General features: G+C 57.1%; 21 protein-coding genes. 5 read left to right on the top strand and 16 right to left on the bottom strand.

The window, feature by feature from the left end:
- The first annotated feature begins 8 nt into the window (after positions 1-8).
- Positions 9-449, top strand: a complete 441-nt coding sequence (locus ABD919_RS16870; RefSeq protein ID WP_345237215.1) for a recombinase family protein — start codon at positions 9-11, stop codon at positions 447-449.
- 314 nt (positions 450-763) lie between these two features.
- On the opposite strand, the gene ABD919_RS16865 is transcribed toward ABD919_RS16870, so the two are convergent.
- The 4 genes from ABD919_RS16865 to ABD919_RS16850 all read right to left on the bottom strand — a co-directional run bounded on the left by ABD919_RS16865 (position 764) and on the right by ABD919_RS16850 (position 5,013).
- Complete coding sequence (locus tag ABD919_RS16865; RefSeq protein WP_345237214.1) at positions 764-2,722, bottom strand: LamG domain-containing protein; 1,959 nt, start codon at positions 2,720-2,722, stop codon at positions 764-766.
- A 38-nt stretch (positions 2,723-2,760) separates the two neighbouring features.
- On the bottom strand, positions 2,761-3,792 hold the full coding sequence (locus ABD919_RS16860) for a ferredoxin reductase domain-containing protein (RefSeq protein ID WP_345237213.1): 1,032 nt from the start codon (positions 3,790-3,792) through the stop codon (positions 2,761-2,763).
- Positions 3,793-4,058: 266 nt separating this feature from the next.
- On the bottom strand, positions 4,059-4,433 hold the full coding sequence (locus ABD919_RS16855; RefSeq protein WP_345237212.1) for a hypothetical protein: 375 nt from the start codon (positions 4,431-4,433) through the stop codon (positions 4,059-4,061).
- A 127-nt stretch (positions 4,434-4,560) separates the two neighbouring features.
- Positions 4,561-5,013 carry a hypothetical protein gene (locus tag ABD919_RS16850; protein ID WP_345237211.1) on the bottom strand — a complete coding sequence of 151 codons (453 nt, stop codon included), beginning with the start codon at positions 5,011-5,013 and terminating at the stop codon, positions 4,561-4,563.
- A 1,183-nt stretch (positions 5,014-6,196) separates the two neighbouring features.
- On the opposite strand from ABD919_RS16850, the gene ABD919_RS16845 reads away from it, so the two are divergent.
- Together ABD919_RS16845 and ABD919_RS16840 are read left to right on the top strand one after the other, a co-directional pair.
- Complete coding sequence (locus tag ABD919_RS16845; RefSeq protein WP_345237210.1) at positions 6,197-7,126, top strand: replication initiation protein; 930 nt, start codon at positions 6,197-6,199, stop codon at positions 7,124-7,126.
- A 119-nt stretch (positions 7,127-7,245) separates the two neighbouring features.
- Positions 7,246-8,058, top strand: a complete 813-nt coding sequence (locus ABD919_RS16840) for a hypothetical protein (protein ID WP_345237209.1) — start codon at positions 7,246-7,248, stop codon at positions 8,056-8,058.
- 87 nt (positions 8,059-8,145) lie between these two features.
- On the opposite strand, the gene ABD919_RS24010 is transcribed toward ABD919_RS16840, so the two are convergent.
- The 8 genes from ABD919_RS24010 to ABD919_RS16800 form a co-directional block, all read right to left on the bottom strand.
- Positions 8,146-8,301 carry a GDCCVxC domain-containing (seleno)protein gene (locus tag ABD919_RS24010; RefSeq protein ID WP_425556418.1) on the bottom strand — a complete coding sequence of 52 codons (156 nt, stop codon included), beginning with the start codon at positions 8,299-8,301 and terminating at the stop codon, positions 8,146-8,148.
- 122 nt (positions 8,302-8,423) lie between these two features.
- Positions 8,424-9,266 (bottom strand): GNAT family N-acetyltransferase, encoded by an 843-nt coding sequence (locus tag ABD919_RS16830; protein ID WP_345237208.1) that lies wholly within the window; start codon positions 9,264-9,266, stop codon positions 8,424-8,426.
- 260 nt (positions 9,267-9,526) lie between these two features.
- Positions 9,527-10,654 carry a hypothetical protein gene (locus ABD919_RS16825; protein ID WP_345237207.1) on the bottom strand — a complete coding sequence of 376 codons (1,128 nt, stop codon included), beginning with the start codon at positions 10,652-10,654 and terminating at the stop codon, positions 9,527-9,529.
- Between the two features lie 102 nt (positions 10,655-10,756).
- Positions 10,757-12,100 carry a Fic/DOC family protein gene (locus tag ABD919_RS16820; RefSeq protein ID WP_345237206.1) on the bottom strand — a complete coding sequence of 448 codons (1,344 nt, stop codon included), beginning with the start codon at positions 12,098-12,100 and terminating at the stop codon, positions 10,757-10,759.
- A gap of 95 nt (positions 12,101-12,195) precedes the next feature.
- On the bottom strand, positions 12,196-12,453 hold the full coding sequence (locus tag ABD919_RS16815) for a hypothetical protein (RefSeq protein ID WP_345237205.1): 258 nt from the start codon (positions 12,451-12,453) through the stop codon (positions 12,196-12,198).
- A 76-nt stretch (positions 12,454-12,529) separates the two neighbouring features.
- Positions 12,530-14,677, bottom strand: a complete 2,148-nt coding sequence (locus ABD919_RS16810) for a TraM recognition domain-containing protein (RefSeq protein ID WP_345237204.1) — start codon at positions 14,675-14,677, stop codon at positions 12,530-12,532.
- A gap of 34 nt (positions 14,678-14,711) precedes the next feature.
- Entirely contained in the window at positions 14,712-15,743 is a 1,032-nt protein-coding gene (locus ABD919_RS16805) for a DUF5712 family protein (RefSeq protein ID WP_345237203.1), read from the bottom strand.
- A 16-nt stretch (positions 15,744-15,759) separates the two neighbouring features.
- The gene (locus tag ABD919_RS16800) at positions 15,760-16,236 is read right to left on the bottom strand and encodes a hypothetical protein (protein ID WP_345237202.1); all 477 of its coding nucleotides are present in this window, start codon (positions 16,234-16,236) and stop codon (positions 15,760-15,762) included.
- A 703-nt stretch (positions 16,237-16,939) separates the two neighbouring features.
- Between ABD919_RS16800 and ABD919_RS16795 the strand changes: the two genes are divergently transcribed.
- Together ABD919_RS16795 and ABD919_RS16790 are read left to right on the top strand one after the other, a co-directional pair.
- Entirely contained in the window at positions 16,940-17,668 is a 729-nt protein-coding gene (locus ABD919_RS16795; protein WP_345237201.1) for a ParA family protein, read from the top strand.
- Positions 17,669-18,130: 462 nt separating this feature from the next.
- Positions 18,131-19,240: a phage exclusion protein Lit family protein gene (locus tag ABD919_RS16790; protein ID WP_345237200.1), complete on the top strand. Its 1,110-nt coding sequence runs from the start codon at positions 18,131-18,133 to the stop codon at positions 19,238-19,240.
- Between the two features lie 6 nt (positions 19,241-19,246).
- Here ABD919_RS16790 and ABD919_RS16785 read toward each other — a convergent pair whose 3' ends face one another.
- The 4 genes from ABD919_RS16785 to ABD919_RS16770 form a co-directional block, all read right to left on the bottom strand.
- A complete protein-coding gene (locus ABD919_RS16785; RefSeq protein ID WP_345237199.1) occupies positions 19,247-19,390 on the bottom strand; it encodes a hypothetical protein in 144 nt (47 codons plus the stop codon).
- Between the two features lie 139 nt (positions 19,391-19,529).
- Positions 19,530-20,999, bottom strand: coding sequence for a Fic family protein (locus ABD919_RS16780; protein WP_345237198.1), 1,470 nt, complete (start codon positions 20,997-20,999; stop codon positions 19,530-19,532).
- Between the two features lie 187 nt (positions 21,000-21,186).
- Positions 21,187-21,912, bottom strand: a complete 726-nt coding sequence (locus ABD919_RS16775) for a DUF6088 family protein (protein WP_345237197.1) — start codon at positions 21,910-21,912, stop codon at positions 21,187-21,189.
- A gap of 69 nt (positions 21,913-21,981) precedes the next feature.
- Positions 21,982-22,254 (bottom strand): hypothetical protein (locus ABD919_RS16770; protein ID WP_345237196.1); only part of this gene is annotated, 273 nt, incomplete at its 5' end.

Below are 22,254 nucleotides of genomic sequence, written 5' to 3'. Positions count from 1 at the left end.
GTACGCCAGTGCTGCACGGCAGACTTTACCCTACCTTCTACTTCGGCTGCCCTGTCCGGCTTCAGCCGGAAAAATGGAGCAACCTCCGGGGCCAATTCCAGGCTAAGGGAATTATCCGTCTCCATAACGTTGGCGACACGCTCTACATCTACAAGCTCGACCGCATGGGGCGCTCGCTCAAGCACCTGCTGCAGGTGGTGGGCAACTTACAACAGCTGGGCGTGAGGCTTGTTTCCCTCACCGACGCCATCAACACCACCTCGGCGCAGGGCCGGCTCGTCTTTAATCTGTTTGTGTCGCTGGTCGAGTTCGAGCGCGAACTGATTCGCGAACGTACACACGCCGGGCTGGCCGCGGCCCACGCCCGGGTGGGCGGCCGCCAGCGGGGCCTCTCGAAGCAGGCGGAGCGCACGGCCATCATCGCCGAAACGCGCTACCGCGAGCAGTAACTCGGCGTCAATGAGATTGCCCAGCGCCTGAACATCTCCAAGGTCACCCTTTACAAGTACTTACGCAACCGCAACGTCGTCATCCACGCCCACCGAATGGCGGCAGCTGCCAAGGCCCCCGATTAACTTTGGACCAACCTTTTAACCAAGGCCATTAACCTACACGGCGAATTTGACTTCTCCGACGATTCATTCAAATATGCCTTGCACGTAGACCTAGCAGCTTTACTCACCTTTAACTGGGAAACCGCGTTGAGGTAGATTAATTTTTGACCCAACTTTTAACCAAGGCCGAAGTACAGTAAATCCCGGCACTAGCTGGGGCAGTTAGCGGGGCGTTGCAGAATGACCTGTTGGACAGAGTAAATAGAATATGCAAGCTGGGCCAGGAACCAAACAGTTTTCAGACCCGCCGCTGGCGACAGCATTATCACGAAGTTAGCAGTGATAGACACGATGGCCCAGACATTCATACTATTTGTCACCGCCCCCCACGTTATTTTCAGTAAGGGCATGAGCATCGAATTTTCCCATACCGCAATAGCCAGATTGCGAATAAAAGCGGAAGAAACGCTGGGTGGCCCTGTTCCAATAATTTCCGCCAAGCGGGCAGCAATGCCGGTAGAGGCGAAACGTGCGCTCAAGAATGTGGAAAAGCGGTTAAATAAGTCTGTGAACCGAGCCGGGACCCCAAAGGCCGTAATTAGTGCTAGAACGACACTCGTGATGAGGCTTATGAACCACAGCGTGCACGGGTCAAGCGCGCCTTCGTATACCGTGGCCATGCGGCCGTTTTCCCTGACTACCAGTCGGGAATTGCCGTTAGGCAGGGTCTGAATCTGAATATCCTGCACCCCCGCGTAACGGTTAGCGGCTAAATCGGCTTCTGCCAGCTGCTGGTTATGAGTCGCCAAATTGAGGAGGTGGGCACGGGGTAGCTCATCCATTGCCAAGCTAGCCAGTAGAACCTCGAAATTATCGTGGTTATATATAGTCGGAGCAGCAGCCAGCGCCCCAGGTGCAGGAATCCCAGCCGGCTGCCAAGTGGCCAACTGAGCCCCGGCTACCAAGCCGACCGGGTTGAAAGTGCTGACATTCTGAGCCGGGAAGGTGGTCAGGTTGTAGTCAGCCACGCAACGTGGGTCGTTCTGCGGGTCCTGCGCCTGGTAGTTTTGCACGTCCTGGGCAGTAAGGGCAGCAGTCCAGACGCTGACATTCTGAATGTAGCCCTGAAAAGTGGAGATGGGCAGGGCCAAGTTGACGCTGGCAATGGCACCAAGCAGCGGTGAGCCGACCGGCTGGCTACCAGTGCCCAGCGTCATCGTAGAGAGGGAAGCCACTACCGCTCCGTTGAGGTACAGTACCCCCGTGCTGGTGCTCGCTGTCCAAGTCACGGCCAGGTAGGACCAAGTACCCGGCTGAAGGGCAGTAGGCGATGTGAGTATAGGCGATGAGCCTACCTGAAAGCACACGTTGCCTGCGGGATTCAACGCCAGGGTCATCCCGTAAGTTGACTCATCGGGGCCGTTGGTGAAAATGTATTGCAGAGTACCCAGCAGTTCCGGATTTACCCAAGCCAATACGGTGAAGTCGTTAGCTGTACCGGCTGGATTGACAATCGTGTCGTTATAGGGGTCGGCAAAGGCGTTGCCCTCGAAATAGGTGGCGGGGGCGAAGGGGTAGTATGCAACGCCGGAGGGCGATAAGGTGACCGTTACGGCATTACCCGATGAATCGACAGGCGGAGCACTGGTAAAGTCGAGCTGTGCCAGTAGGCCGGGGGTAAGTGCAGGGTAATCCGTCCACATACTGCGAGCGATATCGGTAGCCGATACGACCCGATTCCACACCCGGCAGGAGTCAACCTGCCCGTAGAAATTGCCGCCCAGTTGAAGCGGACTGCCCGTGCTGGGAGCGCCTTGGTCGCTGATGGAAATCTGAGTGACAGGTAAGCCATTGACAAACAAAGTCATGTTCACCCCATTAAAAGTAATGGCGAGGTGGAACCACGTATGAGCCTGCAACACATTAGTGCTTGTCAGCGGCTGGCCCTGGCCGGCGCGGGCCACCCATAGACCGCTGCCTTGGGTCCGAAGGACGAATTCGTTGGCGCAACTGATTAATGTCATCTGGTCAACCAGCGCATCCAGGTATACCCACAATTCGAGGGTGAAGGGATTTTGGCCCTGAAAGCTGAGTTGCGGCAGGTTACTCAGAGTAATGGTACCCGCTCCGGCCGTGAACTGCGTGAGTCCGGAAGAGAAGGGGGTCAAAGGGGTAGTGACGTGCGGCATGATAGGAGTAGCATCAGCTAGGCTTGTGAGCCGGAGTTGACGATGTAGCTATTAGAACCTATCTGGATAAGCATTTGCGTTTCTAATTCGGCTTCTTCGTGCAGTCGAAATTGGAAAGGCTGCTGCACAAGCGCCTCCAGCTCATCGAGTTCCTGGGATGGCACTTGGTAATACACAATCACAATGTCTGATGCGGGGAAAGGCTGGCTGTTGGCATTCGTCAACGTGAACGACATGGCCATCATGTTGTTAAGGCCCGAAATATTGGCAGGCACGACGATGGCAAAGCTAGCCGTATAGGTGGTTCCCGTTTGCAGTACAAATGTGCCCTGCGCTGAAAAAGGGTTCGATAGGCGACTGTCGTTGCATTGCGCCAGATACGAAACTGTCCCTAGATTCTGCCCGGTGATGGTGAAAATACAGGTCGCCGGAGCAGAGTTTTCGTTGCCAAACAGTTGGATGTTAGTGAAGGTATTACCGACGCTAGGCACGTAAGTAATATTGCGCCAAGCAACGAAAGGATTCATGCGCACCCATTGGCAAAAAGCTGCGTTACTAGGGAAACTTTGCGGCAGTGTCGCTGGGACATTGTTGTTATTCGCCACCGCAATTAGGCAGTAATGCTGGCCAGGCGGGGGCACCGGAAGGGCACTTACCAATAATGGCGCCTGTACGAGAGCAACCGTTTGAGCCGCGATGTTCGTGTTGTTTTGCCCATCGACCAGGTTTACGCTAGTACCAGGAAGCATTAATTGCGTCCACGAGGAGGGTGTCAGTAGCAGGCTGCTCAGGCTATAGTAAAGCGAAACACTAGCCGAGGCCACGCCCGCATTCAAATTTTTGGCCCGCACGTAGATATTGTTGACTTGCCCACCCACTACGTTCTGGCCCAGGTCGGGCCCGCCATACGTGTTGTTTGCTTGAGTCCAGTTCAAGTTCTGGGTGCCCAGCGGAATGATATCAGGTGAGAAGCACAAGTTTCCCGGTGCAGGGACCGTACCGTTATCTTGAAAAGTATTGCGAAGCAGAAACCCTTGATAAAGCGGCATAAGAATACTGAAAAGAAGGTTGAGAAAAGTGCGTTCAATGTCCCAGTTAGGCCTAGCGAACCACCTTGTAAAGGAACTAATGGCATGGCCTTCTTTTTAAACTTATAGGCACCTGTTTTTTAAAATCGGGTATTTATACCTGTCCTGTATAATACTCTTTGGTGCTGCTACGCCAGTTTGCGTACTGGTGTAAGCATCCGTCAGAATCGGTAGCGTAAAAATAGCCCCGCCTGAAACGGCAATGCACCTTGCTGCCTCACGCTGCTTTAAATCTTTGGGGCCGTGAGGAAATGAAGCTGAGCTTGAAAGGAGGCCAGCGCCTCGGCATCCGGTAACACAAACCACGTGGTTCTACTTGTCAGGGGAAAACGCAGCTGCTGCGCGGGTATGCCCAGGCTACCGAGCACGCGCTGCACGAGGCGGGGTTCCTCGCGCCTGAACTTGCCGTTTTTCAGGTTGACTATGTTGGTGTAGGTGAGCCGGTGCGTCTCACAAAACGGCTTCAGCTCCCCACTGCCCAGCATTTTCAGCCTGCCCTGGGCGTAAAGGAGTGCATCGGCGTAGGAAACGGTCAAACTCAGGTCTGGAAAGGGCAGCGCAGGTACTTCAGCCAAGCTGGTTACTTCTTCTTTTTCATTCATGGGTGGTAGGTATTGGTTATGGCCCTGCCCCTACTGAGTTCAGAGGCCATTGTAAAGGTGCCGAGGTAGGTTAATTGGCCCGGATGGCTTGGATGATTTTAAGGCTACTGAGTAGCACAGGGCTGCTCTACGCAGCTGGTATGGCCAGAGCCCGCCAGTTAGGTGCCGGCGCCTGCCCCTGCTGCAGCGCCTGCGTCAGGGTCGCGACATCTTCGGGGCTGAGCATGTCCCGCCGTGGGGCCAGGAAGCGGACGTCGTTGAACAAGTCCCGCTCGCCGTGGCCAAAGCGCACGGCGTACACGTTTTCGTAGCTTGACGAATAAGCGTAGCGGGTAAAGAGCGTGAGCGCTCCGGGCGTAATGTCATATTGCTGGCATACCTTGGCCGCGAGCGTGACCGGGCATTGCAGCAGGCTGCCGACAGCTCCCTGCTCCAGCTCCGTGGCCACGGCCCAGCCGTGGGCCGGGTGCACCACCAGCTCGCAGCGGGCCGGCTGGCGCTTTACATCATCGTAGAGGTGAAACGGCAGGGCATGAATGACATCGGGCAGGGTGTGCAGGGCGTTCAGGTCGACGAGCATACGGAAGAAAGGAAGCTACGCTTTGATAACAGGCCCTGGGGAATACGCAGCAAAAGCGCGTAAGGGACTAGCCTAGACTGGGGCAAAAGGGCTTTTCTGAGGCAAAGGAAACAGGTCAAACCGATGCTACCTACGGCCCAATGGTCTTTTCGGGTACGTAGGAGCCCTTTTTTAGCCCTTACCGCTACAACTGCTACTGTCAGGGCCAATCAGGTTAAATCCTCAATAAGTCCTTGCATAGCGTTCAATACCCGCCTGCTAGGTGACACTACCCGCTTTCCGGCTTATAAAACCTATTAGTTCACGAAAACGCTTAGCTCGACGGTAGACTGCTGGGCCTGCAAAAAAATAGATTTTATAAGCCTTGGGGTCCTTGTGAGCACCATTTTCCTGGTCAGGGGCTCCCTGCAGGACTGCTGCAGCTGCCGCTTAGGATGCTGGTGAAGTAAACTGGGGAGACTTATAAAATCTATTAATGAGCCCTTCGTGAGCTTTCAGCGTAGTTTTTAAGTACCTTTGGAGTTAATAAGAGTGTTCTAAATAGTAGAAAAAGGTAAAAAAATATTTAAAAAGTGCAATTGCGTTTTGTGCTTATTTAGACTCCCTTTTTTGTTGTTTTCGTTCGGCTATCGCCCTAAACCACCACTTTAAAAGCTTTTGTACTCCAGCTTCAACAAGCTTGTGAGTATTTTAAGTATTTAGGGTATTTGCAGGGGCCACAACTTTTTGTACCACAGCAACTTAAGCCGCTTCAGTAATAGGTTTTATAAGCGAGCTAATAGGTTTTATAAGCCAAGTAATAGGTCTCATAAGCGGACTAATAGGTTTTATAAGCCCAGCTAATAGCTTTCATAAGCTGATTAATAGAGCCTCCCGGCACAAGCTATTAATTCGTTGTCTAGGCCCAACTAATAGGTTTTATAAGTCGAAGCTGCTGCTGCCTCGGAAGCAGGCTGAAGCTGACGCCCCTGAATTAATAGGTTTTATAAGCCTAACTAATAGCTTTTATAAGTCTCGCAGAAAGCTCGCGCCCCGCTAACTAATAGGTTTCATAAGTCTAACTAATAGCTTTTATAAGCCGCCTCGGCCCTGCGCCAGCCTCTTGCTCATAGATTCAGGATTTGGCTCTATTAGTTTCCGATTTAAGCCGTATGTTTGCTTTGTATCACCCCAGTAGCTGCGTATGGCCGCGCCCGAATCCACCGTTCCGATTGAAATCCGGCAGCACAACGCGCTGACGACGGCCCGCTACGAGATGAGCGCCTGCGAGATGGACATCGTCTTTTCGCTCCTCTCCAAGCTCACCAAGCAGGACAAGGCCGGCACCATCTACGAAATCCGGGTCCAGGAGCTCATGGAGATGACCGGCCGCACCTGGAACTACAAGCAGCTGCTCGAATCCACCGAGAACCTCAACAGCCGCGTTTACCACATCGAGAACGGCAAGACCCTGCTGCAGGTAAGCCTGCTGGCCTCGGCGCTCTACCGCAAGGGCGAGGGCACCATTGAGCTGGAGATATCCGAGCGCATGCGGCCCTTCCTGATTGACCTGAAGAGCAACTTCACTTCCTACCGCCTGCAGGCGGCCTTCAGCCTGAGCAGCAAGTACGCCAAGCGCATCTACCAGCTGGCCTCGCAGTGGAAGGACATCGGCGAAACCAAGACCTACTCCCTGGACGAGTTCAAGGGCATGCTCAAGCTCAAGGACCCGGCCGGCAAGGAGCCCGAGCAATACTCGCAGATTTCGGCCCTGCAGAAGTACGTGCTTGATGTGGCCACCAATCAAATCAACGAGCACACCGACCTGCGCATCAAATATGAGCTCCTGAAAAAGGGCCGCTCCTACCAGAGCATCAAGTTCTACGTCAACACTCAGGTTCCCCAGCAGCTGCCCATCCCCTTCGAGCTGGAAGCCGATGACGCCAAGGTGCAGCTGGCGCGCAAGCACCTGGAGGCGCTGGGAATCCAAGAGCCCAAGCTGGTGCAGGACATTCTGCTCTCGCCCAAGCATGTGGACGCCCTATTTGCCTTCATCTACAAGCTGAAGACCGACAAAATCAAAGCGACCAAGAATCCGGGTGGTCTGTTCTTGAAAATGCAGGGCCTGCGCTAAGCAGCCTGTGGAAGGCGTTTATTTGCCAGCTTGCTGCGCCAGCCACTCGGCCGCCGCGCTTACCTTGTCACAGAAGCGCTTGCCCGAGAAGAGCACCCGCATAAAGAAAACTATAACCTGTGAGTACATCCCGAATAAAGCGGATTGAAGACTTTGAAAAATTCTACAGCCAGTCAACCCAAACTTTCAAGAGGTTTCTAAAACAGGACGAGGCCGCGCAGGAGTTTGAGCGCCTCTACATGCTAAATGTTTGCCCTGGAAGCAGGAATGGGGGAACAAACCCGCGCATCGTCGAGATTTCGTGGGGACACCGTCTTTTTGAATCCATCGCACGAGACAGAAGCTGGCAGGCGTTGACAGAGAACGGCGCAACGCTGCTCTATGAGCGCAGTGACACCGGACATGTGATTGTCTCACTATACCCGGCTTACACCAATACCAGAAAGCCAATTGAGAGCAGCATTACGCTGGCCATCTGGAAAGACCCGGCCTTTCTGAATCAGCCCCGGTATCTCCAGCGCCACTGGAATCAGTTCGTAGCGTATATGGAGTGTACCAGTTTGGACGGCAACCCGACCTGGAAGCAACGACTCGACGTGTGGTACCTGCGGCATTTCAAGCACTTAATCATTGCCGATAAATGGATGCCGGTTAAAGCGCTCGAGTACGCGAAGGATGTGTTAAAATATGTTTTAACTGTCGGCCTGAGCGGCTCCATCATATACCTGGTAACGGTGTTGACCGCCAAGCCGGCCGATAACAAAGCCGAACTGGAAATTAAACAAGTCCGTTCGGAGGTACGGGCAATCACTACCAGGATAGACAATGCTTTGCAAAGTCAGGCCCAACTCAAGGCGTATCAGGCTTCAATGCAGCGCTTAGAAGTAAAAACCGATAGGCTGCTCAAGCAAGTCGAAAAACGCAGAAGGTAACCCTTCCCTGCTGCTAACCAGGAAGGGAGAGGCCCTGCAAAGAACAGTGAATGGGACTGTCTGTTGCCGCGGCTACGCTATGCCTGGTTAACAGCAGCCGCAGGCGCCTTGACCCTGCTCCTGAATAGATGGACACGGCACCGTACCAAAGGAGCAGAATACGCAACAGTCGCCAGGCAGGGGCTTGAGCAGGGCGTAGCACCTGGTGCATTCATAGAACCATTGGCAGGCATTGACGGGCATCTGCTCTGCTTGCGCGTGCTGGCTGGCACAAGGGGCAGGTAAGTACCGACGTCAGCGTCACGGGAGACGTGGGGATACCAAGCAGTTGAGTTATCATAGTTGCTACTCTTTTTCGTGCGCGTTCACCCCATTATGACATTAACCCAGTGGTATACCGGCCGGTACCCACTGTTGACAAAAACCTTGTTGGACGTCGGATTGGAAATGTCCGACAGCAGCCCGCACACTTCGGAGCGGTGCTGAAGCAGGCCCTGGGTTACGGTCCGCAGCAGCAAGGAAGCATACCCTTTATTCCGGTGTTTCGGAAGCGTGTAGAGGCTACCAAGCAGGGGCTTATTGAACTCCTCGGTTTCTATTACCTGCAGCATACTGCAAACCTGGCCCTGGCTCTTGACCACAAATAAGCCTTTGTTCTCGATACCGTACAGGACCTGCCCAAATGCTTTGTCCTCGTCCCGACTGGGCTTGTCGGGATATTCGTCCACGTCAAAGGCCAACGTCATCTCGGTAAGGGCATGCACATCCTGCAGGCTGCCGTTCTCAACTGTGGCGTTAGGCACGTGACTTTGCCCGTGCACCGCTTCACATTGGTAAACGAGCCGCTCCTTGAATATTTGCCATTGGCTTTCGTGCTTTTGAAGCAACTCCAGAATTAAATCACGCTGGCCCAGAAACTGAAAGCTCGGCTTGCATTTGCCGACCTCTACCTGGCCAGCCAGCAAGTCCAGCATCGGCGCCGTCCAGCCAAAACTGAAGAGGTAATAGCTCCCGGTGACGTGCAGGGCTATTATTTGGTGGCCCTCTTCGTCCACAATGTTGTAGGCGTTGAAAACGCCGGCTTCCTTGCTTCGCAACCTGGGAAGCAACTTAAAGACGTGGAAATACACATAAAAGTGAGCCTCCATGTGCTCCTCGTTGTGGCGCAGAAAGTCCTGGAAGCTCGCAAATGTCAAAAGCTTAGCCATTTGTAAGGTTATCGCATTGCAAGGGTGAGTTATTCCAACACTTCCAGCTGCATCCACGTGCGCCGCGTGCCACAAGCAGTACACTCCATTAACAACTCCGTGGCGTGAGCATGCTGCTCGAGCACCTCCACGTGGGCGTGTAGGGTTTCCTGCCGGCAGGTAGCGCAGGGCAGCAGTTCCGTTGCCTCCAGTTGTTCCTGTAGGAATTGTAGTTCATCGTCCATCATTGGCGAAGCTACATATTAGGCTCAGATACATACTTAAACCACTGGCCGCTTCTTCTTGCTCTTAAAGAAAGTGCTGATGCGGCCATCGGGCTCGATGTAGAGGTTGTAGTAGTCCCCCAGATAATACACACTTTGACTTCCATAGCGTTGGTACCTTTTGCCCGGATGTTGCTCGAAGTGACGCTGGACTTCATCTTCCACCTGCATGATGACATTCTCCATTACCATCAAAACGTCCTTTTCAGCCCACTGAAAGTTGTCTTTGTGCTCGAAAGTCTTCTCTACTTTCATTTCCTTCACGTGGCGCATATACACGTGCAAATAGCCCGCAAGGTCCAGGTAGATGGGGATTTTTCCATCTACACCCAGCTTTCGGTCCTCAAAGCTTACCACGCTCATAAATAGCTTGGCTAGCTGCTCAGGGTTCTTCTTAAACAGCTTGACCATACTGCTGCCCACGTCTTGCAGGGCCTGTTCGAGCAGTGCGTAGCATTGGCTGCACTTCCCCTTCAGTAAAGCTTGGGCGCGTTCCTTCTCTTCCGCTGTGATGTCTTCTCGTTCCTCCTTCAGTCTCAGCAACTCCGCTTCAACACCTTCCTTCAGGTTGTCACCATCCCTCATTTCGGCGTCTTCCTCTGCCGTAATCGCAGCGGGCTCAAAGTAGAGCTTGGCCGCCAGGTAGAAATTCCTGTCGTGGGGAGTCAGCCCGATGCCTTGCGCTACCTGTGCTTTGACAAACCCATAAATCCAGTCATAGTCACCGCCCTTCGGCAGCTTTTGCATTTTTATCACCATCGGCTCTACCGACCGTGTGGCCTCCGAATGGAAGGTATTTTCGGATGGGCCGTTGACGTAGTAGATGGAGTTAATATCCGCTGTGTTCACTCCCGTCGTCAGCAGCTGCTGTTGCTTCTCCGCTGGTAAATCAAAGCCCAGATAGCGGACTTTCACCGTACCGGCAACGTCGGCCGCGGTGGAGCCACTGACCATAATTTCCTCCAGTGCTTCCCTCTCTGCCTGCGTGTAAACCAGTACCACGTTGAGTGTATCGCCGTATTCCTGATGGGCGTCAGAGCCAGGCACAAACTCCAACAGCCCCGCTTTATCATCGCGGCCTATCAGCTTGTAGACATTGAGTAACGAGTGCGCTATGACGTTCATAATCGTAGGGGGGTGTAAACAGGCGTGGGGGAAGGCACTAAACTTGACCTTCCCCGCTCGAAGAGTTGAACAGAAAAAAAGCTGAGGACGGTTATTTTAACTTCAACGCTCCGGCCCATTAGCTTCACGAGTTGGATCAGAAAGCGTTCCCGCTGCAAGGCGTTGCGTTTCTTGTAGTCCCCGCCCAGCCGTGCGCAGGATACCCGCATCCTCGGCCAATGCCGGAAGCTTCTCGGCTCGTGCTAGCGCCTCGGCAACGGCCTGCAGGTTGGCTCCACCCAGGTAATTTAGCTTTTCCACGGCTTTCGCCGTCCGCAACAAGGAATCAGCCGGGCCGGGGTAGCCCTGCTCTTCCAGCCCTTCGCTCAGTTGTTTGGCCGCCTGCACAAACGCGGCCGTCGCCGAGGGCTGGGACGGTTGCGTTGACCTGCCCGGCTCGGGCGCAACAGATATGGTTTGGGTCGGGGGCTGCAGGGCCACCAGCGCGGCGCCGAAACGCGCTACCTCCCGCTGCGAATCCGGGTCCTGAAAGCGCTTGTCCTGTCTTACCTCCCGCACCATCTGTTGCAGGGCGGCCGCGTGCTGCGGCAAGCTTTGCTGTGGACTCCGGTCGATGTCCAGCACCTGGGCAAGCAAAGCGTCGGCGCGCTGATTGCGGCGGTAATCAACGCCCGCTACGAGCTGCTGCATGGCCGGGGCTGCGGCCACCAGCTCGCGCAACTGCTCTATCTGGCGCACGGCGGGCGTAGGCCCCGCTGCTAGTGGACGTGCCTGACTGGGGTGGCGGGCAGCTTCGGCCTCGGGTCCGGGCAAGGGCGTCGTGTTGCGGGCAAACAACTCGCGCAACGCCTGCAAGTCCCGGTCTTTGTGTCCGGCCCCGTGCAGGCCCACGATGCCCTGGTCCCGGGCGGGGTTGAGCTTTTCATGCTCCCGGTTAAAGTCGACCTGGTAACCGGCCTGGTAGGCAATTTCGGCGAAGGTGGCCTGCAGGGTGCGGCCATTGCCCTCGCGGAAGGCGTGCACATGGTTGTAATGGTCGAAGTAATAGGCCGCCCGCTCGGCAAAGGCTTCGGGCGTGGGCAAGCCCTTGAGGTTGTTTTCCTGCTTGAGCTGCTCGCCCAGCGCGTTCAGCCGCTCGTCGATTCGCTCGAAGGGAGCAAAGTGCATGGGGCGCTCGATACCGGGCAGGTCCGCTGCCTTGATGCCCTGAAACCCGGCTTCCCGACGGGTTTGGCCGGCCCACTCAAACGTGTCCTGAAACAGGTGCTGGTGCACTGCCCGAAGCCGCTGGGCATCAAAAGTGTCGCCTTGCGGGCCGTACCCGGCGGCCAGCTCCTGCAGGCGGCGTAGCGACGCATCCTTGGTGGCCTGCTCCAACTCCTGCGCGTCGGTGATGCCGAGCTTGTTGTAGAAGACGCCGGTGTGAGGGTCCGTAAAATTATCCATCAAGGGCAAATACGAGAGCCGAGCTTCTCGCTGGAATAGGGCCAAAAAATTAGCCCAGCCGAAGCCGGGCTAATGCAAATTGAAAAGAAGGCGGATTAGGCCACGTGCGACAAGGCGTGCTCGAAGTTATGGGCCTGCACCTGGCGCAGGTGCTCGTCGTGGCGGACACCCACGGTGGCCAGGTCAATGTGTCCGGCCACGTACTGCGCGTGCAGTTCGGCCAGCCATTCGGGTTCCTGGTAGGCGCCCTGGCTGCGGGTGATGCCCAGCGACTGGTTTATGATAAACTGCCGCTGCTCGCAGGTTTGTTCGCGGGGACCAAACTGCGGGATGTGAGAAGCTTGCGTATTCATAAAGGACAGTACGTAAACGGGGAATCGAGAGTACAAATTAAACAAAAAAACCGGCATTATGGTGCCCCGGCGCCCCTTAAAGCATGGGCTCATTATCAGGTATCTGCCCTGGTTTGAGTGTGTTGGCATACTGGCCCACGATGCCAGCTACGTCCTCGCGGATAAGCTCAAAATTAGCTTGAATCACGGCTTGAAGCGCATTAGTCGGCCCTGTCAGGGGGTTACTCCCAGCCTGGCGGGCCGCACGCCGCTGGCTGAGCCAATCCTGCTCCCGCCCCTCCCCTGCCGGGGCCTCGGCCAGCACCGGGGCCAGCCCGCCCTCAAAGGTGGCCAGCGGGTGTAGCGGGTAACTCCCCGGCGCCGCCTGGCGCTCTACTTTGCCCTGAAAAAAGGGCTGTTCGGTTTCCACAGTCTGGCCAATGAACTCCCCGGTCTCCAGGGTAATGGTATCCTGCAGGCGCACGAGGTTGCGCTCCTGCCAGCTTACGCTCTGGTTCGTGCTGCTGCCCGCGCCCCGGCTTCCACCGCTCTGGCTACGGCCCAAACTGGCCGACACCATCTCCCGGTCCTCCTTGCCCACCAGCTCCGAGACAAACTTGGCTGTTTCGAGCGAGTTCACCTTGCCGAAAAACTGGTTGTTGAGGTTGCTCACCATCACCTGCATCTTTTCCCGCCCGTAGGCATCAATCATCTGGCTCAGGTCCTGGGTCATGTAAATCATGGCCACCTTGTTGCTGCGGGCCGTGGCCGGTATCACCTCCAGGTTGGGCACGTAGATGGTAGCGGCCTCGTCCAGAAACACGTAGCTCGGGTGCTTGTGCTGCTGGTTCATCAGCTTCAGCGCCACCGCCACAATGCAGCTGATGACCGGCGAGAAGGTTTCCTTCAGGGTGGGGTCGTTGCCCACCACCAAGACCTTCGGGGCCTGCGGGTCATTTAGCTCCAGCGAAAACCCCTCCCCTCTTGCCTCGTCGGGGGTGAGGACCCACGCTATTTCCGGCGAGTTGATGCGCGTGAGCACAATCTGCAGCGAGGCAATGACGCCGGCCACCTGTTTCTCGGCCCGCTGCTTGACGGCCGTGGTGATGGAGCGCACCATGTCCCCGCACTCGGGGTCGGTATCGAGCATGCTCAGCACATGGGTGAAGTCCGGGTGCAGGGCCGTGTTGACCACGTGCGGCAGGGTGCAGAAGGCAGGGAAGTTCTTCTTGTAAAACCAGATGATGGCCGTCAGAAAAGCGTTGGCGCTGGTGTCGAAGAAGTCCATTTTCTTGATGCTCTCCGGGTTCAGGTTGGCCATGATGGCGCGGGCGTACTCGTTGGCGTAGGCCACCACCGGCATCTTGTCGGCCCGCAGCGGGTTCACCCGCTCGCTGCGTTCCAGGTCTTTAAAGTTGATGATGTGCAGCTGCACTTCAGGCCGCCCCCCCTCCCCTGCCGCCCGGGCTTTGGCGTCAGCCAGCACAAAGGCCTTCTGCGCCGCTTCCGCCAGCACCGGAAACTTAAAGTCGTAGATGAGGCCGGCAAAGCCTTTCTCGGTGAACTGCTCAATCAGGGGTTCGCCAATCGAGTACGACTTGCCCGCCCCGGCTCCGCCCAGCACCAGCGTGCCCCGGAACGGGTTAGGAATGTTAATCCAGCCCCCATCCGTTGTCGCCAGGCTAAACCCGTGTTCGGATTGCTGCTGCCGGCGCTCGGTGCGCAGCCCGAATCGCTCGGTCTTGTGCAGGGCCCGCGCAATGCCGGCAGCCAGACCGGCGCCCAGCACAAACAGCGCGGCAGCCGGGTACAGCCAGGCAATCACACCGGCTGAAAACGAAGCCAGCGTCAGCAGCACCGCCCCACTGAGCAGGCCAACGCCGGCGGCCCCCAGCTGAATGCGGCGCAGCTGCAGCTGCGTGGGTTGCCAGCGCCGCTGCCCGGGCCGGGCGGGTGGCGCCTTGAGCAGCACCGCCAGTAGCCCCCCTGCTACCAGCACAGCGGCCCGCACGAGCAAGCCAAAGCGTTGATAAAAGCTTACCAGACCTGTCAGCAGACGGTTGGTAATGGAAGCTCCCAGGCCGGTACCCTGGCCTGCAGGAGCAGTCATTTCAGCCACGAATGCCGGATGCGACAGCAGGTAATACTCGCCGCCGGCCAGCAAAACCAATAAGAACCCAAAGGCCAGGTAAAGCCCGGTCAGGCGGTGGGCTGCCGGCTGCCGGGGGGCGCTCATTATGCTCATGTGAAAATGGGGTTAAGCGTACAATTCATTGGGGTTACAATTCGGCTTCCCACTGCCCGCGTCCGCGCCGGGGCTGTTCGCCGATGTCCTGGGTAGCCACGAGCTCCGGTCCACTGGTGGCCCGCAGGGTCTGCTGCAGGCTGTGGATGGCCTGGCGCACCTGATGCCCGGTGTTTGCCCGCGCCGGCTCCTCGCGGCCCGTGGCCAGCAGGTGGTAGGCGTTGTCCATGGGCTGCCCCTGCCGGGCGCGGCCCTCCAGTCGGCGCAGCCGGTCGTAGAAAATCCGGTCGTAGCCCCGCCCCTGCGCAATGCGCTGCACGCGCTCGGCATCCAGCCGCTGGCCCGGCTCCGCCTGCCGGTTTAGCTGCGCCACCCGCTCGGCAATCCGGGCATTGCGTTTAGGATTGGGCTCTGTGATGGACGGAGCTGTGCTACGGCTGGGAGTGGGTCCTTGGTACTGAAACTGGCGCTCAAAGAGCACCCGTACCTCGTCCTGCCAGTCGCGCAGGCTGAACCGGCTGACCCGCCCGCCGGGGTTTAGGGTGACGCGCTGCGCTCTGTCCCGGGCCGATACGACCACGTGGATGTGGGCCTGCAGGCCGGGCCGGGGCTGACCAGGCCGGGCCTCCCCTGCCCGCACGGCGGCATCGGTGCCGCGGTGGGTGCGCTCGTGGTGGATGATGGCGCCCCACACCAGGTCATCCTTCCCCACGGCCCCGCCGTCCTTGAGCCGGAACCCGGCCGCGTAGGTAGCCATTACCTCCCGGGTGTAGGCGCGCAGCTTCGCCTCGTCACCCCCGCCGATGTGCGCCAGCTCCTCCGGGCTCGGCGAGAGCACCAGTGAATAGAACTTGGCCTCGGTGGCCCGTAGTCCCTTCACGTTGCCGTCGATGGCAGCCAGCACGGCATCCCGGTCAAGCTGGTCCTGCTGGCGGTCGAAGAAACGAGCCTCCTGCCCATGTTGGCGGGCCTCATGGGTCAGGTAATTCAACGCCTGCGCCGCACTCCCCTGGTTGTTATAGGCTTTTTCTCCGTTTGTTTTCGGATTAACAAGCTTGGCGTGCATGGTGCTATTATCCTTGTTATTGCTTTTTAGGTAGCGCCTTTATATCCAGCGCAGCCAGCCCGGCCGCTACTGCTTCGGTGATGCGCTCCTGGTTTTTCTGCTGGATTTTATGCAATGCCTCTCCGCCTTCCGGAGCCAATAAATTCTCTACCACCCGCAGCGTTTGCTGCTGCACGGCCTGCTGCCGCAGCTGAAAGCGCAGCATTTCCAGCAGTACGCCCCGCTCCTGCTCCTGCAGGTAAGAAAACACCCGGTCGCCGAGCCGCTTTACCTCGGCCATGATGAGCTGCCCTTCCCGGGCCTGCGCTTCCACTGGATTTAAGCTGCGCTCGGCGAAGTAGCGGATGGCCGCGTCGGCGTACTCCGTGCGGGTCAGTCCCAGCCGCGCCGACTCCGCGCCCACCAGCCGGTGCGCCGGGCCGCTAACCGTGAGGTGCTTGACGGCTGAGCCCTTGGTAGGCTGAGGAGCTGTTTTCTGTTTCTGGTCCGGCATAGTGCGGTTTTAAATCTTACTTATTCTATTTCAATCCGTTACCGTATCAGGTTAAGCAATATCAACTCTGTTGATATTCAACTACCATTTAGTCAGCGCGTTAGCGCGAACAAATGGTAGTCTTCTTGCTAACTACCCTATTAGCGGCTCGCTAACTACCCTATTAGCGGCTCGTAGGACGCGTGCCCGGTGAGTCGTGAGCGATACCAAGCCTGGCTTACCCCCTCCTGTGTAAGCTGCCGGGCATATCGTAATCGGAGAAGCGTTTTTGGGTGCGGCCTTGCTGCTCTTATCGAAGACTGCTGACCAGCAAAACGCATCCCCATGCACTCAGAAGGCAATTCAGTGGGTGAGAGAACCATCATTTATTTCCTGAGAAACAAGTAAAGCAGGAAAGCTAAAAAGCTAGCATCCTGCCGACATTACGCCCCGTATGACGCTTTGTTTCTTAGTATTTCAGGAAATAAGTTTCTTGAGAACTTTTGTTTAATGTTTACTGAGAAACTTGTAAATAATATTTCTCAGAAAATTAGAAACAAGTAATTCAGGAAACTAAGCGACTTGTTTATTGATAATTTTGTAAACTTATTTTCTAGGAAACAAAAAAACAAGTTTACAAGTAAATTTGAAATTTGAGAAACAAGCTGCTTTATTTGCAAGCTGCTTGCGCCCGTCGTGGCTTTACCCGTTAGTTCCCTGCTTTATGAAAATCATCTGCGTTGCCAACCAGAAGGGCGGCATTGGTAAGAGTACCCTCATCACCGTGCTGGCCGGCGCCCTTGCCGCCGACTATAGCTACCGCGTGCTTGTAGTCGATGCCGACTCCCAGCAAACCCTGGCCGGGGTGCGCCTCACCAACGACCAGCCCAGCGTTGACCTGGAGCGTGAAGCCGGCACGCTCGCTGAGCCTGCCTTTCCCTACGCGCTGGAATCGGTGGGCATGGGCCAGGTGTACGACCGGCTCGACGAAGTCAGCGACGACTACGACGTGGTATTCATCGACGTACCCGGCCGCTCGGATGACACGGCCATGATTGACGTGCTCAGCGGCGCCAACGTGGTGCTCGTGCCCGTGGGGGCTTCGGATGCCGAGCGCCTGGCCACGATTTCCTTTATGCAGCTGCTGCAGGAGATTTCCCGGCTTTCGCGGGAGCAGGGACTGGACTTCCAGTTCTTCGGCGTGCACTCGCACCGCACCAACCTGAAAGAGGAAAAGGATATGGACGAGTTCACCGATGCGCTGGGCCTACCGCGCCTGCAGGCCTCGCTTCGCCAGCTCGGCTGCTACAAGCGCCTCTCGACCCGCTACAGCTACCTCAACCCGGCCTACCGGCGGGCGGTGGGGGCCGATGCCTCCGTGGAAGCCGAAGTGCGCGCCCTGTGCGACGAACTGATTGCCCGCGCTGGGCTCACCACTGAACTCGTATCGTAATGGCCAAGATTCAACGCCTGAAAATCTCCACGGACGAGAAGATGTCCATGCTGCGCGGGCAGCCCGGCCACATGCCGGCCGCGCCCGTAGCAGCCGAGCCTGCCACCGCAGTTGCACCTGCTCCTGAGCTCACGCCAGTACCGTCACCCGAATCAGCGCCAGTAGCTCCGCCGGTGGTAGAAACCGCGGCTCCGGTACCGGCACCTGTTACTGCAGCAGTAGCAACACCCAAGCCAGCTGCACCTGCCACACAGGCAGTAAAGCGGGGTAGGGGTCGACCGCCAAAAGCCGAATCACCAGCCGCCGAAGCGGCCCCATCCGGGCTGCAGCCGTCGCTAATACGCCTGGAGGGGGAGACGCAACGAGCCGCGCTGGCCTACATCCACGAGGAATTGATGCTGCATAGCCGCCGGGTGTACTTGAAGGAGTTGGTGGACGAAGCTGTCAACTACTATTTGCAGCATGGCCCACCTGCAAAGGGTAAGTAGGGAGGAGTTACTACGCTTACTAATTTTAGGTCGATGCCACCAGCTCACTAATTTGCTGTTGCATCATCATTTTTCGAAACACAGCTACGCGCACAGCGTGACCACAGCCCAGAAACTACACACCATGAAGAAGTCATACTATGACAGCCAAGCGCACAAACATACTCAGCCAGTAAGGGTGCTGTACCAAAATTTAAAACATTGGTTTAAAAACACATACCCCCAATTTCAGACAGAAGAACTAGATAAGGCAATAAAGAATCTCGGGTTACATGAAGAAATCAATGTAATTGACCGTGAAGACAAAGTTGCAATGCCCGCCGGGGTGGGCACTTTTAAAATTATCACTATACAAGAAACATTTCTATCGTACCTATGGTGCATATCATACTCTTTGCTATTTATTTATGACAAGCAAATTCACGAGCCAAAAATCAATCCTGATTTTGAGCTAACTGATGACCTAACAGAAAAGCTTAGCAAAGCCCATTCTCTTTTTAAGTATGGGCTTTCCCTACTCAAAAGCTACAATTATTGGGATATTGAAGACTTACCGAACCCTGAGTACTATGATGAGTTGGACGATGAATACATCGAGAAGGCCAATGGAGTTTATGTGAACGCAGTGAATTTTATTTTGCTTCATGAACTCGCTCATGTATCTCTAGGGCATATTGATAATGATATTAGTCATGAGGAAAACGGAACAAAAGCTGAAGCCCAAGAAATACTTGATGGTGAATATGAAGCCGACGCATTTGCTTTTGAAAGAATCGTCAAAGGGGCTTCGTATCTAACGAATCAATCCACCGTTGCAGCTGGTGTGGTGACTGGACTTTGCTCTTTTCTGTTTTTTACAACTACTCTAAAAGGTGGAGACCATCCAGACCCTGATGAAAGATTAAAAATTGCTCTTGACAAATTGAATTTGCAACCAGAGGATAACCTGTGGGGGGTGTCTTGTCTCGCCTTTAAACTTTGGGCAATGGCTACAGGCATAGAACTAAACTGGCCTCCTATCGTGGACACCTATCAAGACTTATTCAACCTGACTGTTCAAACATTAAATAAAAGAAAGCACTAGCATTAGTCAATTTGCTTCAAGAACTTCTCTAACCACAACTGAAAAAACTTCTTCAACATGCTCATCTAGCAGGTTTGCGACACGCAGCAACTCAGCCATGGTAAGTGTTGATGGGTCAGCCTCACGCTGCTTAATAGTACGATAGGTCATGCGAAGGTGCTCCATCAGTTCTCGCTCGGTAATCTGATAGCGGCCGTTGCGAAGAAGGTCAGTGAATCGCCGCTGCGCGGATGGTTCAACCTGCAATTGGGCAGTAGGGGAGGGGAGAAGTGAACCGGCATGCGGCCCGCTACCAGCGCAGCTGCGAGCTCACTTCGGTAAAGGCGTCCTGCGCTTCCAGTTGCCGCTTTACCTCTTCGTACGTGCCGACCCGTAGGGCGGCCACAAACTGCTGGGCGCCGCTAAGCATGCGGATGTACAGGCTCGGGTCCGATTGCCGGCTCAGGCGGCGCAGCGCGTCCAGGTAGGCTTCCCGGGCCCGGGTGGTGACGATAATCCGGCACTGCCCGGCGCTGACCAGCTCGGCGTTCATCATCAGCCGGGCCAGGCGGCCGTTGCCGTCGTCGAAGGGATGCACCTCGCTGATTAAAAACATCATGAACATGGCCCGGGCCAACGGGTCCGTCAGGCCCTGGTACAGGGCAAAGCCTTCGTGCAGGGTGCCGCTCACCAGCTCGGGCTCCACGAAGTTGGTCAGGCCGGCCTGGTTGGCGTATTCCTTCCACTGGCCGGGCCGCTTGTCGGGCCGCGCCTGCATGAGCTGGCCGTGGCGCCGCTGCAGCAGGGCCAGCAGCTCTTCCGCCGAGCGGGGCACCACGCGCATCTCCGCCGGGTTGCTGCAGAGCTGGTAGGTGCTCAGCACGTCGTGCGAATCGGCGTGCCGCCCGCCCACCGCCTGGCCCGTTTCCACCATCCGGTGCGCCTCGTCCACCTGGAAGACCGTGCCCTCGATGAAGTTGGAGAAGTACGCCTCGAAAAATGCCACCGTGTAATACGCCGGGGCCACGGGGGCCGGGTCCACGCGCTCCGGCAGGGCCGTGGTGCGCAGCGCCCCCGCGAGCGTGGTAAACAAGGCCACCCGGCCGGCATCGAAGGGCAGCCCCCGGGCCCGGGCCCGCGCGACCGGCGAGGAAAGCACCTTAATCGAGTGGGTGGTGAGCAGCGCGCCCACGATGCGCTGCAGCGCGGCCAGCTCTTCGGGCCAGTTCAGGGCCGTGGCCACGTCGCGGGCCTGGTCGCGCAGGGCATTCAACCCGGCTTCCCCCCGCACGCGCAGCACCATCTCCAGCCGCTCTTCCACGGTCTCGATGGGCAGGGCCTTGCTGACGCCCCCCTTGCGGACGCGGGCCGGCTGCAGGTTCTCCAGCAATCCCCGGGCCTCCGACGCGAAAAGGATGTCGCCCCCGCCAAAGGGGGCATCGCCGAGCTGGGGCCCGGGCCCTTCGAGCAGGTGCACCGTCAGGCCGGGCAGCTCGACGTTGCGCGTGTATTTGTATGTCAGAAACAGGTGCCCCTCGCTGGAGGGCTGGCCTTCGAGCTGGGAGCGGTGGCTGATTATAGCCCCCGGAAAAAGATGCTGGACAATGGGCAGCCAGTTCTTGCGCACCAATACGGCCGGGGGCGTGGTCAAATCCGGCGAGTAGATACGCGGCGCTACTTCGCGCAGCTCCTCCCGCTGGCGCGCCTGCCGAATCCGGCGGTTCAGCGCCGGGTCCGACGTGCCGAACACCAGTAACGGCCACTGTACATTTTTTTCCATTAAGGGGCCGTCACAGACTGATGGCGTTAATTATTTACTGTTAAAGCGACAATTTCGGCTTTTATTTTCGATTAACGGATGTTTGGCACAATAAATTGGAAGACACTTATGCAATTGGTCGAGTTCGCGTACCAGCAGCGCCATGTAGGCATTAGCCCCTGCCATGTCCGTGGATGCTGGCAGGGATTTATTGAATGTTCCATGCGGCGCAGTTGGGCAAGGCAGTGGCACTGAGGCCAAGGTGGTAAGTGGTGAGAAGGTTGAGGGTGGCCCGCAGCTGAGCGGCGCCTTTTTTATCGGCCTGCTGCTCCAGCACGGCCCCCAACACGGCGCGGGCGCGGGGCGGGGCCTGGCGGAGGGCCAATTCAACAAGGCGGCGGCGCCGGGCAGGAGAGAGGCCTTTGATAAAGCGCTGCACCCGGGCCAACACCTCGTCGGGCCGGGCATCGGGAATGCGGCGCAAATCGCGCAGCACCTCCAGCCACTGCAGCAGGGGCACGTCGCTGGCCCGCTCCGGCGCCGGGCGCACGACAAAGGCCACACGCGGGAGCCGGGTGCGCCGCAGCCTGGGGGAGGCAACCACGACTTCGGCCGGCACCTGGGTGGTCAGGCCCAGTTGGTTGTAGAGGGCCGTTCCGACCGGGTAGGCCGACACGGTGCCTTCTCCGGCAGTAAGCGTCCGCAGGACGGCCGCCTCGGACGGCTGGAGCGCGCCAAAGCGGCTGGTCTTGGGCCGGTAGTACTGGCCCCTGGCGTAGCGCTTGAGCACGCCTTCCCGGCTCAGGCGACTCAGCGCCGCCGCGACGGCCCCGAACGTAGCCGGGTCGGTGCTCAAATCCGCATACGTGAGCAGCTCGCCCGGCTCGAAGGCCTGGACTTGCTGGCGGACGCGCTGCATAATGGAACCGGTCATGGCAGGGAGATAACAAGGGCAAAAGTACGCAATAGTGTCAAGTTTTTACATGTAAAAACTTGACACTATTCACGACCTGCTGGTTCCGTCTGCCGAGCCCGCCGCGGACTGCACTTCAGCCAGCACCACGGCGATAATGTCCTGCACGGGCTCGTTGAGCAAGTCGGCCACGCGCAGCAGCTCGGCAATGGTGAGAGTGGAGGGGTCGGCCTCGCGCTGCTTGATGGTGCGGTAGGTCATGCGCAGGTGCTCCATGAGCTCGCGCTCCGTGAAGGTGTAGCGGCCGTGGCGCAGCAGGTCCGTGAAACGCCGCGGGGAAGGCGCCGCAGCATCAGGGGGCGG

Origin of the sequence: Hymenobacter saemangeumensis (genome assembly GCF_039541835.1) — a bacterium.
In the GTDB taxonomy this organism is placed as follows: Bacteria; Bacteroidota; Bacteroidia; order Cytophagales; family Hymenobacteraceae; genus Hymenobacter; species Hymenobacter saemangeumensis.
This window is presented reverse-complemented; position numbering and strand designations above follow the sequence as displayed.

What these genes read in the sequence shown, in the direction of transcription:
- ABD919_RS16860 (WP_345237213.1), bottom strand. Translation starts at nt 3,792, where the DNA reads ATGCCGCTTTATCAAGGGTTTCTGCTTCGCAATACTTTTCAAGATAAC.
- ABD919_RS16855 (WP_345237212.1), bottom strand. Translation starts at nt 4,433, where the DNA reads ATGAATGAAAAAGAAGAAGTAACCAGCTTGGCTGAAGTACCTGCGCTG.
- ABD919_RS16850 (WP_345237211.1), bottom strand. Translation starts at nt 5,013, where the DNA reads ATGCTCGTCGACCTGAACGCCCTGCACACCCTGCCCGATGTCATTCAT.
- ABD919_RS16845 (WP_345237210.1), top strand. Translation starts at nt 6,197, where the DNA reads ATGGCCGCGCCCGAATCCACCGTTCCGATTGAAATCCGGCAGCACAAC.
- ABD919_RS24010 (WP_425556418.1), bottom strand. Translation starts at nt 8,301, where the DNA reads ATGCCCGTCAATGCCTGCCAATGGTTCTATGAATGCACCAGGTGCTAC.
- ABD919_RS16830 (WP_345237208.1), bottom strand. Translation starts at nt 9,266, where the DNA reads ATGGCTAAGCTTTTGACATTTGCGAGCTTCCAGGACTTTCTGCGCCAC.
- ABD919_RS16825 (WP_345237207.1), bottom strand. Translation starts at nt 10,654, where the DNA reads ATGAACGTCATAGCGCACTCGTTACTCAATGTCTACAAGCTGATAGGC.
- ABD919_RS16820 (WP_345237206.1), bottom strand. Translation starts at nt 12,100, where the DNA reads ATGGATAATTTTACGGACCCTCACACCGGCGTCTTCTACAACAAGCTC.
- ABD919_RS16815 (WP_345237205.1), bottom strand. Translation starts at nt 12,453, where the DNA reads ATGAATACGCAAGCTTCTCACATCCCGCAGTTTGGTCCCCGCGAACAA.
- ABD919_RS16810 (WP_345237204.1), bottom strand. Translation starts at nt 14,677, where the DNA reads ATGAGCATAATGAGCGCCCCCCGGCAGCCGGCAGCCCACCGCCTGACC.
- ABD919_RS16805 (WP_345237203.1), bottom strand. Translation starts at nt 15,743, where the DNA reads ATGCACGCCAAGCTTGTTAATCCGAAAACAAACGGAGAAAAAGCCTAT.
- ABD919_RS16800 (WP_345237202.1), bottom strand. Translation starts at nt 16,236, where the DNA reads ATGCCGGACCAGAAACAGAAAACAGCTCCTCAGCCTACCAAGGGCTCA.
- ABD919_RS16795 (WP_345237201.1), top strand. Translation starts at nt 16,940, where the DNA reads ATGAAAATCATCTGCGTTGCCAACCAGAAGGGCGGCATTGGTAAGAGT.
- ABD919_RS16790 (WP_345237200.1), top strand. Translation starts at nt 18,131, where the DNA reads ATGGCCCACCTGCAAAGGGTAAGTAGGGAGGAGTTACTACGCTTACTA.
- ABD919_RS16785 (WP_345237199.1), bottom strand. Translation starts at nt 19,390, where the DNA reads ATGACCTATCGTACTATTAAGCAGCGTGAGGCTGACCCATCAACACTT.
- ABD919_RS16780 (WP_345237198.1), bottom strand. Translation starts at nt 20,999, where the DNA reads ATGGAAAAAAATGTACAGTGGCCGTTACTGGTGTTCGGCACGTCGGAC.
- ABD919_RS16775 (WP_345237197.1), bottom strand. Translation starts at nt 21,912, where the DNA reads ATGACCGGTTCCATTATGCAGCGCGTCCGCCAGCAAGTCCAGGCCTTC.